Annotated in this window: 13 protein-coding genes; 9 read left to right on the forward strand and 4 right to left on the reverse strand. The window is 63.7% G+C overall.

What is annotated here, in order from left to right; translation table 11 throughout:
- Window positions 1-72 precede the first annotated feature (72 nt).
- Window positions 73-456 carry a hypothetical protein gene (locus ACOVRJ_RS22290; RefSeq protein WP_422046012.1) on the reverse strand — a complete coding sequence of 128 codons (384 nt, stop codon included), beginning with the start codon at window positions 454-456 and terminating at the stop codon, window positions 73-75.
- A gap of 102 nt (window positions 457-558) precedes the next feature.
- The gene (locus tag ACOVRJ_RS22295) at window positions 559-1,920 is read right to left on the reverse strand and encodes a protein kinase domain-containing protein (RefSeq protein ID WP_422046013.1); all 1,362 of its coding nucleotides are present in this window, start codon (window positions 1,918-1,920) and stop codon (window positions 559-561) included.
- 50 nt (window positions 1,921-1,970) lie between these two features.
- Between ACOVRJ_RS22295 and argS the strand changes: the two genes are divergently transcribed.
- The 9 genes from argS (at window position 1,971) to ACOVRJ_RS22340 (ending at window position 10,996) form a co-directional block, all read left to right on the forward strand.
- Window positions 1,971-3,689, forward strand: a complete 1,719-nt coding sequence (gene argS, locus ACOVRJ_RS22300; RefSeq protein ID WP_422046014.1) for an arginine--tRNA ligase — start codon at window positions 1,971-1,973, stop codon at window positions 3,687-3,689.
- Complete coding sequence (locus tag ACOVRJ_RS22305) at window positions 3,686-4,426, forward strand: SPOR domain-containing protein (RefSeq protein ID WP_422046015.1); 741 nt, start codon at window positions 3,686-3,688, stop codon at window positions 4,424-4,426. The genes argS and ACOVRJ_RS22305 overlap by 4 nt, the downstream gene beginning before the upstream one ends.
- A gap of 84 nt (window positions 4,427-4,510) precedes the next feature.
- Entirely contained in the window at window positions 4,511-5,197 is a 687-nt protein-coding gene (locus tag ACOVRJ_RS22310) for a thiol:disulfide interchange protein DsbA/DsbL (protein ID WP_422046016.1), read from the forward strand.
- A 37-nt stretch (window positions 5,198-5,234) separates the two neighbouring features.
- The gene (locus tag ACOVRJ_RS22315; RefSeq protein WP_422046017.1) at window positions 5,235-5,894 is read left to right on the forward strand and encodes a thiol:disulfide interchange protein DsbA/DsbL; all 660 of its coding nucleotides are present in this window, start codon (window positions 5,235-5,237) and stop codon (window positions 5,892-5,894) included.
- Between the two features lie 77 nt (window positions 5,895-5,971).
- Entirely contained in the window at window positions 5,972-6,613 is a 642-nt protein-coding gene (lptA, locus tag ACOVRJ_RS22320; RefSeq protein WP_422046018.1) for a lipopolysaccharide transport periplasmic protein LptA, read from the forward strand.
- A complete protein-coding gene (lptB, locus tag ACOVRJ_RS22325) occupies window positions 6,610-7,401 on the forward strand; it encodes an LPS export ABC transporter ATP-binding protein (RefSeq protein WP_422046019.1) in 792 nt (263 codons plus the stop codon). The genes lptA and lptB overlap by 4 nt, the downstream gene beginning before the upstream one ends.
- A gap of 170 nt (window positions 7,402-7,571) precedes the next feature.
- Window positions 7,572-9,086, forward strand: a complete 1,515-nt coding sequence (locus tag ACOVRJ_RS22330) for an RNA polymerase factor sigma-54 (protein ID WP_422046020.1) — start codon at window positions 7,572-7,574, stop codon at window positions 9,084-9,086.
- A 62-nt stretch (window positions 9,087-9,148) separates the two neighbouring features.
- Window positions 9,149-9,655 carry a hypothetical protein gene (locus ACOVRJ_RS22335; protein WP_422046021.1) on the forward strand — a complete coding sequence of 169 codons (507 nt, stop codon included), beginning with the start codon at window positions 9,149-9,151 and terminating at the stop codon, window positions 9,653-9,655.
- Between the two features lie 42 nt (window positions 9,656-9,697).
- Window positions 9,698-10,996 carry a THUMP domain-containing class I SAM-dependent RNA methyltransferase gene (locus ACOVRJ_RS22340; protein WP_422046022.1) on the forward strand — a complete coding sequence of 433 codons (1,299 nt, stop codon included), beginning with the start codon at window positions 9,698-9,700 and terminating at the stop codon, window positions 10,994-10,996.
- Window positions 10,997-11,014: 18 nt separating this feature from the next.
- Here the strand turns inward: ACOVRJ_RS22340 and ACOVRJ_RS22345 are convergent, their stop codons facing one another.
- Complete coding sequence (locus ACOVRJ_RS22345) at window positions 11,015-11,764, reverse strand: 16S rRNA (uracil(1498)-N(3))-methyltransferase (RefSeq protein WP_422046023.1); 750 nt, start codon at window positions 11,762-11,764, stop codon at window positions 11,015-11,017.
- 246 nt (window positions 11,765-12,010) lie between these two features.
- Complete coding sequence (locus ACOVRJ_RS22350) at window positions 12,011-13,684, reverse strand: long-chain-fatty-acid--CoA ligase (protein ID WP_422046024.1); 1,674 nt, start codon at window positions 13,682-13,684, stop codon at window positions 12,011-12,013.
- Window positions 13,685-13,695: the final 11 nt, after the last annotated feature.

Genomic DNA, 13,695 nt, shown 5'->3' on the forward strand with positions numbered 1-13,695 from the left:
AGCATCACAAGCCAAAACACCGAAGCCCTCTGAGCGAGGGCTTCGGTGCCTTCACTTCTGAACTGTGGACGCTTACTTGGCCGCGTCAGCCACGCATTTCTTCTCGAAGGCGGTCTTGGCAGCGCCATGCAGCTTCTTCTCTGCCGACTTGGCTGCGCAACTGGTCGCTGCATCATTGGCCGGTGCAGAGGCTGCGCTGGGGCCGCCATCGGCCACGCACTTCTTGACGAAGCTGGTCTTGGCCGCGCCATGCAACTTCTTCTCGGCGGCTTGGGCTTCGCAGGCGGGGTTGCCGGCGGCCGGATGATCGGCATTGCACTTCTTCAAAAAGCTGGTCTTGGCGGCACCGGCCAGCTTTTTCTCGGCCGCCTGGGCATCACAAGTCGCCTCAGCCGCATGGGCGGCACCGCCGAAAGCAAGAGCGAGCACGGTCACAAAACCAAACAGCTTTTTCATAAATGAATCCTTTGGATTGAAGGGAAAGAGTAGCCGCGCAGGGAGTTCGGATTGAACGTTAGCGACATTCAAGCATGACAACGCGACAGACTCAAGACGGGTTTACATGATTCTGCGCGGATGCGCCAAAGCCTCGTGCGCGGCATGCAGGCGCCGCACCAGCACCTGAATGAAGCCACGGTCAAAACGGTGCTGGCATTCGGGGCTCAACTGGCCCAGCGATTCGGGCGTGAAGGAGATCGTGGTGCAAATTTCACTGACCCGCACATCGGTGCTGTGCCGGCGCAAATCGGGGTTAGGCGCCAGATAGGCCATTTCGCCAACCGAGGTACCCTGCCCCAGCGTGGCCACCTTGTTGCCGTCGCGGAAGACCTCCACCGCGCCTTGGGCAATGATGTGAAAGGTGTTGCCCTCCTGCCCTTTTTTATAGAGCGCATGGTCCAAGGGAAAGCGCCGCCAGCGCGCCCGGTGCACCACCTCCCAGAGCTCCACATCGCCAAAGTCGGCAAAAAACTCCAGCTCGCGCAACATATTGAAGCGCTCGGAATCCTTCACCTCATAGAGCCGAGCCAGCGGCACCAGTTGCTTGGCGACGAGTTCCGACAGCGCCCGAGCAAAAGACTCCCAATCGGGGTAACGCTCCTGAGGATGCTTGGACAAGGCCTTCAGAATCACCGCATCCAGTTCGGCCGTGACACCGCCCCGCAGCCCCACCAGCGTCGGCGCCGCCTGGTGGTAGATCTGGTGCATCAAGGCCATCTGGCTGGGCGCATCAAAAGGCGGCCGGCCGGCGATCAGGTGATAAAGCACGGCGCCCAGCGCATAGATGTCGGCGCGGCAGTCGACATCGCCGCCCTCGATCTGCTCCGGCGGCATGTAGGCGAGGGAACCGACACGGTGCACCTGGGTCGAATCGGAATGCAAATTCAAGGCGCTGCCGAAGTCGCTGACCTTGACATCGGTGACCTGTCCCTGCGCATCCAGCACGGCCAGCAAATTGGCCGGCTTCACATCACGGTGGATCAAACCCTGCCTGAAGACATAGGACAAGGCCATGGCGCACTTGAAACCCAGCTCGACGATTTGATCCAGCGGCAAGAGCCGATCGCTGCGGCAAAAATGCTTCAGCGTGACCCCGGGGACAAACTCCATCACCAAGAAGGGCGCATCTTGATCCGGCACCGCATCCAGAATCTGCACCACATTGGGATGCTGCAAACGGCCCGCCAAAGCCGCCTCGGCGGCATAAAAGCGCGAGCCAAAGTCACTTTGCTGGCCGCTGCGGCTGTGCGTGGCCCAAGACCGCATGCGTTTGATCGCCACCTCGGTCTGGCGAAACGCATCCGCCGCCAAGAACACATCGCTGGTCGCGCCCTCACCCAGGCGCCGCAGGACCTTGTACTTGCCGATATAGGCGGGCAAGTCGGGGCTGGCTTCGAGGGGGAGGTCGAGGTCCGAGGACATGCCGAACATCATACGCAAGCGGCAGCGGTAGGCACCCGTAGAATTGCTGCATGATCCAAGCCAAGCACGACCTGCTCGCCGCCCTGGGCGAAGCCATCCAGGAAAACAGCCCCGGCGCCACGCTGGCGGCCGCCTTTGAATCGCCCAAGCAGGCCAGCCACGGCGACTTCGCCTGCACGGCCGCCATGCAGCTGGCGAAACCGCTGAAAAAGAACCCCCGAGAGCTGGCTCAGGCGCTGATTGATGCGCTGAATGCCAAGCCCGCCTTCCAAACCTGGGTGGCGGCGCTGGAAATTGCCGGCCCCGGCTTTATCAATATCCGTCTGAAGGACGCCGCCAAGCAGGCCGTGGTCAGCGAAGTGTTGGGCGCCGCCGAGGCCTTCGGCCAGCAGCCGGCCAATGATCGCCATGTGATGGTGGAATTTGTCTCCGCCAACCCGACCGGGCCGCTGCATGTGGGCCACGCCCGCCAAGCCGCGCTGGGCGATGCGCTGTGCAGCTTGTTCAAGACCCAGGGCTCGGACGTCACCCGCGAGTTCTATTACAACGACGCCGGCGTGCAGATCGCCACCCTGGCCAATTCCACCCAGTGCCGCCTGAAGGGCATCAAGCCCGGCGACGCCGGATGGCCCGAGAGCGCCTACAACGGCGACTACATCCAGGACATCGCCGACGCCTTCCTGGCCAAGAAGACGGTGGTGGCCGATGACCGCCAGTTCACCGCCTCCGGCGATATCGAAGACCTGGACAGCATCCGCCAGTTCGCCGTGGCCTATCTGCGCCACGAGCAAGACCTGGACCTGCAGGCCTTCGGCCTCAAGTTCGATAGCTATTTCCTGGAAAGCGGCCTCTACAGCAGCGGCCGGGTCGAAGACACCGTCGCCAAGCTGATCGCCAATGGCAAGACCTATGAAGAAGGCGGCGCGCTGTGGCTGCGCACCACCGACTACGGCGATGACAAAGACCGCGTGATGCGTAAAAGCGAGGGCGGCTACACCTACTTTGTGCCCGATGTGGCCTATCACATCGACAAGTTCCAGCGCGGCTACAGCAAGTGCATCAATGTGCAGGGCAGCGACCACCACGGCACGATTGCCCGGGTGCGCGGCGGCTTGCAGGCGGCCGAGGTGGGCATCCCGCAAGGCTTCCCCGACTACATCTTGCACAAGATGGTCACGGTGATGAAGGGCGGCGAGGAGGTCAAGATCTCCAAGCGCGCCGGCTCTTACGTGACGCTGCGCGACCTGATCGACTGGACCAGCCGCGATGCGGTGCGTTTCTTCCTGATCGGGCGCAAGGCCGACACCGAGTTCATCTTCGACGTCGACCTGGCGCTGAAGCAAAACGACGAGAACCCGGTGTTCTATGTGCAGTATGCGCACGCCCGCATCTGCTCGGTGATCCGCAACTGGGTGGCACGCGGCGGCGATGAGTCGACGCTGAAGAGCGCCGACCTGAGCCTGCTGAGCGCGCCGACCGAGGCCGCGCTGATGCTGAAGCTGGCCGACTACCCGCGCATGCTCAGCAGCGCCGCCGAGTCGCTGGCCCCGCACGATGTGGCCTTTTACCTGCGCGACCTGGCCGGCTGCTATCACAGCTACTATGCGGCCGAGCGCGTGCTGGACCAGGCGCCCGAGCTGAGCCAGGCCCGGGTCGCCCTGCTGGCCGCCACCCGCCAGGTGCTGCGCAATGCACTGACGGTGTTGGGCGTTAGCGCGCCCGAGGTGATGTCGCGCGAAGTCGCCAACGAGTCCACGGAGAACGCATGAGTCAACAGGGCGCAAAGCCACAACAAAAGACCGCAGCCAAAGGTCAGGCCAAGAGTCAACGCGGGGGTTTTGTTCTGGGCATGATCGTCGGCCTGCTGCTGGGTCTGGCCGTTGCCCTGGGCGTGGCGCTCTACATCACCAAGGTGCCGGTGCCCTTCATCAACAAGGTGCCGCAACGTACCGCCGAGAACGACGCCGAAGAAGCCGCCCGCAACAAGAACTGGGACCCCAACGCGCCCTTGGCCGGCAAGGCCGGCGCCAAGATCTCCAGCGGCGTGGTCGGTGGCGTGGCCCCGGCCCCCAATGGCGCCGCTTCGGCTGCCGTGATGCCGGCAGCGACAACAGCCACAACGGCGGCCACACCGGCAGCCTCCAGCGCAGCAGCGACGGCCAGCGCAAAGCCGGCCGAAAAGCCGGTCGAGAAACCCATCGACAAGGCCGCCGAGAAGCCCGCAGAGAAGAAGACCGATGCCAAGACGGCAGCCGCCGCTGCGGCCGACCCCTTCATCTACTTTGTGCAAGCCGGGGCTTTCGTGAAAGCGGAAGACGCCGAGCAGCAACGCGCCAAGCTGGCCATGCTGGGCTTCAGCGCCAAGGTGATGGAGCGCGAACAATCGGGCCGCACCGTGCTACGGGTGCGCTTGGGCCCGATGGATGTGCGCGATGAGGCCGAAGAATTGCAAAAGAAGGTCGAGGCCGCTGGCATCGAAGCCAATCTGGTCCGCGTGCAGCGTTGAAGCCCGGCGGCGCTCCTTGCAGGCGCCCTGAGTACCCCCCCTGATTTCACAGCTGAATTCCACTGTCCGCCCTAGGATTTGAAGATGATCAAGCGACGCGATTTTTCCGCCACACTGGGCTCATTGGGTCTAGGGACCCTGGCCATCGCTGCGGCCCTGCCCGGCGTGGCGCAGGCCCAAGGCGGCCCGGTCGAAGGCAAGCAGTTCCTTCGCCTGGCCAAGCCCCTGCCGCTGGCACAACCGGGCAAGGTCGAGGTGATCGAGTTCTTCTGGTACGGTTGCCCGCATTGCTTCGCCTTTGATCCCACACTCAATGCCTGGGTCAAGCAGTTGCCGGCGGACGTGAGCTTCCGCCGCGTCCACGTCTCCTGGAACGCCTACAACAAGCTGCATCAGCGCCTGTTTTTCGCCCTGGAAGCCCTGGGCAAAGAGGCCGAGTTGCATGAGCGGGTGTTCCACGCCTTCCAAGTCGAGCGCCTGCCGCTGGACAGCGAAAAGTCCATCACCGAACTGGCCGTCAAGCTGGGTTTGGACGGCGCCAAGTTCTCGGCCGCCTTCAACAACTTCGGCATGAACGCCAAGTGCGAGCAAGCCAACAAGCTGTCCGAGGCTTACCAGATCGATGGTGTGCCGGCCCTGGGTATCGGCGGCATGTTCCTGACCTCGCCATCGAAAGCCGGCGTTCGCGGACAGTCCGAACAATTGCAAGGCAAGCAAGCGATTGCCGTTGCTGACCACCTGATCAATCTGGCGCGCCAGCGCAAGGGCTAAAACCGCCCGGCTCGCAACTCACAAGGAAACACAGTCGATGATGAAGATTCCACGCCGCCGTTTCAACGCCAGCCTGCTCGGCTCCGCCGCGCTGACCGCCGCTGGGCTGCCCCAGCTGAGTTGGGCCCAAGGCGGCACGCCGATCGAAGGCACGCACTACCAACGCCTGGCCCAAGCATTGCCAGCCAGCGCAAGCAACAAGATCGAGGTGTTCGAGTTCTTTCTCTACACCTGCCCGCACTGCTATGCCCTGGACCCGCTGCTGAGCACCTGGAGCAAGCAATTGCCAGCGGATGTGGTGGTCCGCCGCATCCATGTGGGCGTTGGCGCCATGCACAAACTGCACCAGCGCATGTTCTACACGCTGGAAGCGATGGGCCGCTTGGGCGATCTGCATGAAGCGGTGTTCAAGGCCATCCACGTGGGGCAAGAAAGCTTGAGCGATGAAAAGGCCATCACCGCCTTGATGGCCAGGCTGGGTGTCGATACCGCCAAATTCAGCGCCACCTTCAACTCTTTTGGCGCCCAAACCCGAATCGGCCAAATGGCCAAGCTGGCCAACGACTACAAGGTTGAAGGCGTGCCCGCGATGGGCGTGGGCGGCCGTTTCCTGACGGCGCCCAGCATGGCCAAGGGCAATGCACAGGCCTTGGCCGTGACCGATCACCTGATCAAGCTGGTACGCGGCAAGGCTTGAGTCATTCGGACAGCGGCGCTCGGGCTAGAATGAACTGCAAGAATTGTGCCGCCATGCAAAACCCTGAGCTCCGCCCCATGAACCCCGCCACCGAACGCCTGAGCCAACAGGCCTTGGGCTTGGTTGTGGCCGCCTTGCTGAGCCTGGGAACAGGGACGGCGTCGGCCGAAAAAGCGGACCGCCTCAAGCCGCTGAACATCGCCTCCGAAAGAGGCGGCCGCATTGATGTCGCCAATCAGCGCACCGAATTCCTCGGCGATGTGGTGATGAGCAAGGGCAGCATCTTGCTGCGCGCCGAACGCGTCGACTTGCGCGAAACCGGCGATGGCTATTACCAAGCCTATGCCAGCGGACAGACCGGCAAGCAGGTCAGCTTCCGCCAGGCTCGCGATGTGCCGGGCGAGGCCATCGAAGGCTTTGCCGACCAGATCGAATACGACACCCGCAGCGACGCCGTGCGCTTCATCGGCAATGCGGTCGTGCGGCGCACCGTCGGGACGGCGGTCGGAGACGAAGTCACCGGCGCGGTGATCGTGTACGACAACCGGACCGAGGTGTTCACCGTCGAAGGGGGCCAAAGTTCGCCCCACCCCACTGGACGAGTACGCGTGGTGATGATGCCTCGCGGTGCCGCAGCCACTGGGGGCGCGGAGGCCAGTGCGCCTGCCTTGCCGCTGAAACCCAGCACCGAGTTGCAGCCGCCCCGCAAGCCCTCATGAACAGCGCCGCCGTCTCGCATCCGCCGGCCGCCTTGGAATCCGGCCCGCGCAGCCGCCTTGAAGCCGAAGGCCTGGCCAAAAGCTATGGCGTGCGCCGCGTGGTCAAGAATGTGCATCTGAGCGTCGGCAGCGGCGAAGTGATCGGGCTCCTGGGCCCCAACGGCGCCGGCAAGACCACCAGTTTTTACATGATCGTCGGCCTGGTGCGCGCCGATGCTGGCCAGATCCGCATTGACGGCCAGGCCGTCGAACATCTGCCCATCCACCAACGCGCCCGTTTGGGCCTGAGCTATCTGCCTCAGGAAGCCTCGATTTTTCGCAAGCTGACGACCGAGCAAAACATCCGCGCGGTGCTGGAGTTGCAAGTCGGGCCGGATGGCCGCTCGCTGCCGCCCAAGCGCATCAATGAATTGCTGGAAGGCCTGCTGCACGACCTCAGCATCGAATCGCTGCGCGACAGCCCGGCGCCCGCCTTGTCGGGCGGAGAACGCCGGCGGGTTGAGATCGCCCGCGCTCTAGCTACCCAGCCGCGCTTCATCCTCTTGGACGAGCCCTTTGCCGGGGTGGACCCGATCGCGGTGCTGGAGATCCAGCGCATCATCGGCTTCCTGAAGGCGCGCGGCATCGGCGTGCTGATCACCGACCACAATGTGCGCGAGACGCTGGGCATCTGCGACCGCGCCTACATCATCAGCGAGGGTTCGGTGCTGGCCGAAGGCACACCGGACGAGATTGTCGACAACGCCGACGTGCGCAAGGTCTACCTCGGCGAAAACTTCCGCATGTGAATGATGGAGCCCCCACACTCACTCCGTTCATTGCCAAGCGGCATGCAGGCCGCATGGCGCTCGCCAGCCAAGGACAAGCGCGCAGGCGCTTGTCCTGCGCGGGCTCTCCCCCCCGAGGGGGCGCAGGCCTGCCTTGGGGCGGCCCGGCGCCAGGCCTGACGGGCTGACAAATGAAGCCCTCACTACAGGTTCGGCTGAGCCAGCATCTTTCATTGACGCCGCAATTGCAGCAGTCAATTCGGCTCTTGCAGCTATCGACCCTGGAGCTGAACCAAGAAGTCGACCAGATGCTGGCGCAAAACCCGCTGCTGGAGACCGAAGAGGACTACAGCGTGGCCGCGCCCGAGTTGGCCGAAATGCGCGGCAGCATCAGTGAAGCCACCGCCGCCGAAGACAGCGGCGCCGATCTGGAAGTGGGCGGTGGCAGCGAAGGCCCGGCCGAGATTCAGGCCGAAGACTTTGGCAGCACCGAGCGCGAAGACTGGGAGAACGGCACCGAGCGTGACGACTTCGACGGCATCCGCGAACAACCCGCCAACAGCAGCGGCAGCGGCGGCGATGAAGACGGCGAGCGCCAAGACCAATCGAGCGGCGAGATCAGCTTGCAAGAACATCTGGTGCAGCAAATGGCGGGCATGGGCTTGTCGGATGCCGACCGCATGGCCTTGCATGTCTTGATCGAATCGCTCAACGACGACGGCTATCTGGAAGACGGCCTGGACGAGATCGCCGCCTCACTCAGCGAAGACGCTGAGGAACGCGAGGATCTGCTCGACCATCTGCGCATTGCGCTGAAATGGCTGCAACACATGACGCCCAGCGGCGTTGGCGCCAAGGACTTGTCCGAGTGCCTGGAGTTGCAACTGCGCGCCCTGCCGCGCAGCCAAGCGCAGATGATTGCCATCATCATCTGCAAGCGCCATCTGGAACTGCTGGCCCGGCGCGACCACAAAAAGCTGATGGCGCTGACCGGCGCCGATGACGCCTTGCTGCGCGAAGCGCAGGCCTTGATCGTCTCGCTGGAGCCCAAGCCGGGCCGGGCCTTTGCACGCAGCACGGCGGCGGCGGTGATCCCCGATGTGATCGTGCGCAAGGTGGGACGCGAACTGCGCGTCATCATCAACCCCGAGGTGGCACCCAAGCTGCGCATCAACGAGATGTACGCCAATGCCCTGCGCCAAACGCGCGGCGGCATCACCAACAGCGCGCTCGGCGGCCAGTTGCAAGAAGCGCGCTGGTTCATCAAAAACATTCAACAGCGCTTCGACACCATTTTGCGGGTCTCGCAAGCCATTGTGGAGCGGCAAAAAGCCTTCTTCACCCATGGCGCTTTGGCGATGAAGCCCCTGGTGCTGCGCGAGATTGCCGATGAGCTGGGCCTGCATGAGTCCACCATCTCGCGCGTCACCACCGCCAAGTACATGGACACGCTGTTCGGCACTTTTGAGCTGAAGTACTTCTTCGGCTCGGGCCTGAGCACCGAGGCCGGCGGCGAAGCCTCCAGCACCGCAGTGCGGGCGCTGATCAAGCAGTTCATCGAAGCGGAAAACCCGGCCAAGCCGCTGTCCGACAGCGCCATCGCCGGCATGCTGGAAGAACAAGGCATCCAAGTCGCGCGCCGCACCGTCGCCAAGTACCGCGAAGGCATGAAGATCGGCACCACCACCATGCGCCGGGTCAGCTGAATTCAAGGGGACGGGGCAAGGCACGCCATGCTCATGACGACCCAACTCGACGGACACAAGCCATGACACGCCCACTGAAATCGCTTTTCTTGCTGGCCTTTGTGCTCATGAGCTTGATGGGCTGCGCAAGTCTGGAACCTGCGCGCGGCCTGACGCCGGGCCTGCCGGCGAGCGAAGTGGTGGCGCGGATGGGCCAAGCGGTGCGCGTTTGGACAGATGCCGACGGCGGGCGCACCTTGGAGTACTCGCAGCAACCGATGGGGCAGCACTGCTTCATGATCAAGATCGGGCCGGATGAGCGACTCATCCGCATCGAAGACACCTTACAGCTCTCCGGCCGTAACCGCATTCAGCCCGGCATGACACCCGAACAAGTCAGCCGTGTGCTGGGCAAGGAGCGCAGCCGCATGTACTTCAAGCTCAGCGGCGAGGACGTTTGGGACTGGACCATTCCCAGCGAGCCCGATGGCAAGCGTCAGCGTTTCAATGTGCATTTCAAAGACGGCGTGGTGCTGCGCACCACTTACAGCATGATCTTTGACGATGATCGCTTGATGCCCTTTCGCTGAGCCAAACTGGCGGCCCGCGAGCTTCCTGGGACAATAGCGCCCATGGCCGCCAAAGAATCCCCCAAGAACCTGCACTATCTCTTCGTCTCCTGCCCCTCGGGCGTGGAGCGTTTGCTCGACGAAGAAGTGCGGGCCATCCTGCCCAAGACCCATATCGAGGTGCTGCGCGGCGGCATCGCGCTGAAGAGCGATCTCGAGGGCGTGATGAAGCTCAACCTCGAGTGCCGACTGGCGCAGCGCGTGCTGATCGAGCTGATCTCGGGCGGCTATCGCCATGAGGACGATATCTACGCTCTGGCGCGCCGCATCGACTGGACGCAGTGGATCACACCGGCGGAGACGATTCGGGTCGACACCACCGCCCGCCACTCGCCGCTGCAAAGCCTGAACTTCGCCAATCTGCGCGTCAAAGATGCGATCTGCGATGTGCTGCGCGACGCCACCGGCGAGCGCCCCAGCGTGGACACGCGCTTCCCGGATCTGCCAGTGATGATGCACCTGAGCGAGACCGATGCCACGCTCTATATCGACACCTCGGGCGAGCCGCTGTTCAAGCGCGGCTGGCGCGAAGACAAGGGCGACGCGCCGCTGAAGGAAACCCTGGCCGCTGCCATGCTGGCCGCCGCCGGCTGGAAAGGCACGCCCGAGACCGGCGGCGCCTTGCACGACCCCTGCTGCGGCTCCGGCACCATCGCCGTTGAGGCGGCGCAGATCGCTTGCGGCATGGCCGCCGGCATGCAACGCCGCTTCGCCTTTGAAAAGCAACTCCCCTTCGTGCCGCTGCGCGGTCGCTGGCAAGCCATCAAGCAAGCCGCCAAGGATCGCGAGCATGCGCCAGCGGTGCCGATCTTCTGCAGCGATGTGTCCTTCCGCATGGTGGACTTCGCGCGCCGCAATGCCGAGCGCGCCGGCGTGGCCCAGTACATCCAATTCAATGGTGGCGATGCCTTGGAGCGGCCGGCGCCCGAGCTGCCCGAGGGCATGCCCGGCGTCATCATGATGAACCCGCCCTATGGCGAGCGTATCGAGGTGCGCGGCAAGGCCGGCAATGTGCAGATGAGCCGCGATGCCTATGGCTCTGAGGCCCGCGATGGCGGTGACGACTTCTTCCCCCGCCTGGCCTCGCACTGGAAGCGTGCCTACACGCTGAACCCAGCCGGCTGGACCGCCTGGTTGCTCTGCCCCGACATGAAGCTGCCCAGCAAGATGCGCCTGAAGGAATCTCGCAAGTTCCCGATGTGGAACGGCCCGATCGAATGCCGCTTGTTCCGTTTCGACCTGATCAAGGGTTCGGCGCGCAAAGACAAGGCCAGCACAGACGAGGGCAGTGCCCCCGCCTAAGTCACGCTAGCCTGCGTATCAGGCTTCCGACAACGCCAGCCAGCCCAGCACCGCCAGCGGCGCCGTGTCGGCACGCAGGATGCGTGGGCCGAGTTGCACGGCGACAAAGCCTTGCGCGCGCGCGGCCTCTTCCTCGGCCGGGCTCAGGCCACCTTCCGGGCCGCTGAGCACCAAGGTGCGGGTGGCCTCGGCCTGAGCTGCGGCCAGGGTTTGCAGGGGTTGAGCCGCCGTCGGGCTGAGCAGCCAGCGGCGTTGCCCCTCCGGCTGCGGGCCCAAGCCGGCCAGCCATGAGCCCAAGGACTGCACCGCGCCGATCTCGGGGATGCGGGTGCGGCCGCATTGCTCGGCAGCAGCGACCGCTACGCCGCGCCAATGGGCTTGTTTCTTCTCGGCCCGCTCGCCGCTCAGGCGCAGCACCGAGCGTTCGCTCATCAAAGGCTGAATGCCGCCAGCGCCCAATTCAGTGGCCTTCTCGACGACGCCGTCCATCCGGTCATTGGCCGGCATGGCCAGGGCCAGGGTAATGTGTTGGCGCAGTTCGCGCTGCACCAGTTGGCGGGCTTGCAGATGCACACGCACCTCGCTGCGGCCCATGGCGGCGACTTCGGCCTGCCATTCAAAACCGGAGCCATCGAACAAGGTGATCGGGCTGCCCGGCTGCAAGCGCAAAACCTGCACATGGCGCGCCGCGGCCGGCGGCAAGCTCAGATCCGAGGTGTCAACGGACAACTGAGGCAGCGGGGTGTCGACAAAAAAACGCGGCGGCATGGTGAACTCGACTCAGGGCAGACAGACAAGCTCGCAGTGTGCCAGCAAGTTCAACGCGTTTTGGTCAGCCTTGCGCGGCATCCTTGATCGACGCAGCGCTTCACCGCCTAGTTCATGCGGCAACCCTTCATCAGCCCCCGGTACCGCTAGGCCTGCCGGGCCAGGAAACCACAGAGACGCTGCCATTCCAAGGGGCTGATATCGGCTTCGGTCCCGGCTTTGGCATTGCTGGAAGGCGCTGCCGGCTCAGCTTTTGTCTCTGAGTTCGCGGCGCAGGATTTTGCCGACCGGGGTCTTGGGCAACTCATCGCGGAACTCGACGACCTTGGGTCGCTTATAGCCGGTCAGATTGGCTTCGCAATAGGCGCGCACATCGGCTTCGGTGATGGCCGGGTTCTTGCGAACAATCACCACCTTGACCGCCTCACCGGCCTTGGCATCGGGGATACCGACCGAGGCGCACTCCAAGACGCCGTCCATCTGCGTCAGCACATCTTCCACCTCGTTCGGGTAGACGTTGAAGCCGCTGACCAGAATCATGTCCTTCTTGCGGTCCACGATGCGGAAGAAGCCGCGCTCATCCATGGTGCCGATATCGCCGGTGCGGAAGAAGCCGTCGGCCGTCATGACCTGCGCGGTTTCATCGGGGCGCTGCCAGTAGCCGGCCATCACCTGCGGGCCACGAATCGCGATCTCACCGCGCTCGCCCGGCGCCACCGGCTGGCCGGCGTCGTCCAGCAAGCACAGCTCGGTGCTGGGCATGGGCAGGCCGATGGAGCCGGTGTAAGCCGTGCTGTCCGTCGGGTTGCAGCTGGCCACCGGCGAGGTCTCGCTCAGGCCATAGCCCTCGCAGATGGGGCAGCCGGTCTTCTCCAGCCACAGCTTGGCGGTGGCTTGCTGCACCGCCATGCCGCCGCCCACCGCGATCACCAAACCGCGCCAATCGACGGTATTGAAGTCCGCATGATTGGCCATAGCCATGAACAAGGTGTTGACCGCCGGCAGGCTGTGGAAGCGATGCTTGGCCAGTTCCTTGAAAGTGCCAGGAATATCGCGCGGGTTCGGGATCAAGACATTGCAGCCGCCCACGTGCATGGACAACATCATGTTCGTGGTGAAACCGAAAATGTGATACAGCGGCAAGGCGCAGACACTGACCAATTGCTCACCGGCCGGGATCTTCTTCAGTGCGGGCTGATACCAGGCCGCAGCCTGCATCACATTGGCGACCAGGTTGCGATGCAGCAGCACCGCGCCCTTGGACACACCGGTGGTACCGCCGGTGTACTGCAGCACCGCGATGTCATTGGGCCCGACGTTAGGCACCTTGTAGCTCAGCTGGCGACCGCGCGAGACGGCATCGTTGAAGGCCACGGCGCCCGGCAGCTCGAAAGCCGGCACCAGCTTCTTGACCTTGCGCACTACGTAATTGACGATCAAGCCTTTGGGGAAGCCCAACATATCGCCCATTGAGGCCAGGATGACATGCTTGGTCGGAGTTTGCTGGATCACCTGCTGCAAGGTGGTCGCAAAGTTCTCAAGGATGACGATGGCCTTGGCGCCGGCGTCTTTGAGCTGATGCTCCAACTCGCGCGGGGTGTACAGCGGGTTGACGTTGACCACCACATAACCAGCACGCAGCACGGCAGCCACCGCCACCGGGTACTGCATCACATTGGGCATCATCAACGCGACGCGGTCGCCCTTCTCCAGCCCCAGGCTTTGCAAATAGGCGGCCAAGGCCCGTGAGGCCTCGTCCAGCTGCGCGAAAGTGATCTGCCGGCCCATCATCTTGTAGGCCGCTTGGCTCGGGTACTTCTTGAACGCCGAGTCCATCATATTCACCAGCGATGGGTACTCTTCGGCGTGGATCTCGGCAGGAACTCCTTCAGGGTAGTTCTTGAGCCAGGTCTTCTGCATGGGTCTTGTCT

The sequence above is a fragment of the Roseateles sp. genome (assembly GCF_049240545.1).
In the GTDB taxonomy this organism is placed as follows: Bacteria; Pseudomonadota; Gammaproteobacteria; order Burkholderiales; family Burkholderiaceae_C; genus Paucibacter_A.

Coding starts and splice junctions, on each gene's coding strand:
- ACOVRJ_RS22290 (WP_422046012.1), bottom strand. CDS start 456: ATGAAAAAGCTGTTTGGTTTTGTGACCGTGCTCGCTCTTGCTTTCGGC.
- ACOVRJ_RS22295 (WP_422046013.1), bottom strand. CDS start 1,920: ATGTCCTCGGACCTCGACCTCCCCCTCGAAGCCAGCCCCGACTTGCCC.
- argS (WP_422046014.1), top strand. CDS start 1,971: ATGATCCAAGCCAAGCACGACCTGCTCGCCGCCCTGGGCGAAGCCATC.
- ACOVRJ_RS22305 (WP_422046015.1), top strand. CDS start 3,686: ATGAGTCAACAGGGCGCAAAGCCACAACAAAAGACCGCAGCCAAAGGT.
- ACOVRJ_RS22310 (WP_422046016.1), top strand. CDS start 4,511: ATGATCAAGCGACGCGATTTTTCCGCCACACTGGGCTCATTGGGTCTA.
- ACOVRJ_RS22315 (WP_422046017.1), top strand. CDS start 5,235: ATGATGAAGATTCCACGCCGCCGTTTCAACGCCAGCCTGCTCGGCTCC.
- lptA (WP_422046018.1), top strand. CDS start 5,972: ATGAACCCCGCCACCGAACGCCTGAGCCAACAGGCCTTGGGCTTGGTT.
- lptB (WP_422046019.1), top strand. CDS start 6,610: ATGAACAGCGCCGCCGTCTCGCATCCGCCGGCCGCCTTGGAATCCGGC.
- ACOVRJ_RS22330 (WP_422046020.1), top strand. CDS start 7,572: ATGAAGCCCTCACTACAGGTTCGGCTGAGCCAGCATCTTTCATTGACG.
- ACOVRJ_RS22335 (WP_422046021.1), top strand. CDS start 9,149: ATGACACGCCCACTGAAATCGCTTTTCTTGCTGGCCTTTGTGCTCATG.
- ACOVRJ_RS22340 (WP_422046022.1), top strand. CDS start 9,698: ATGGCCGCCAAAGAATCCCCCAAGAACCTGCACTATCTCTTCGTCTCC.
- ACOVRJ_RS22345 (WP_422046023.1), bottom strand. CDS start 11,764: ATGCCGCCGCGTTTTTTTGTCGACACCCCGCTGCCTCAGTTGTCCGTT.
- ACOVRJ_RS22350 (WP_422046024.1), bottom strand. CDS start 13,684: ATGCAGAAGACCTGGCTCAAGAACTACCCTGAAGGAGTTCCTGCCGAG.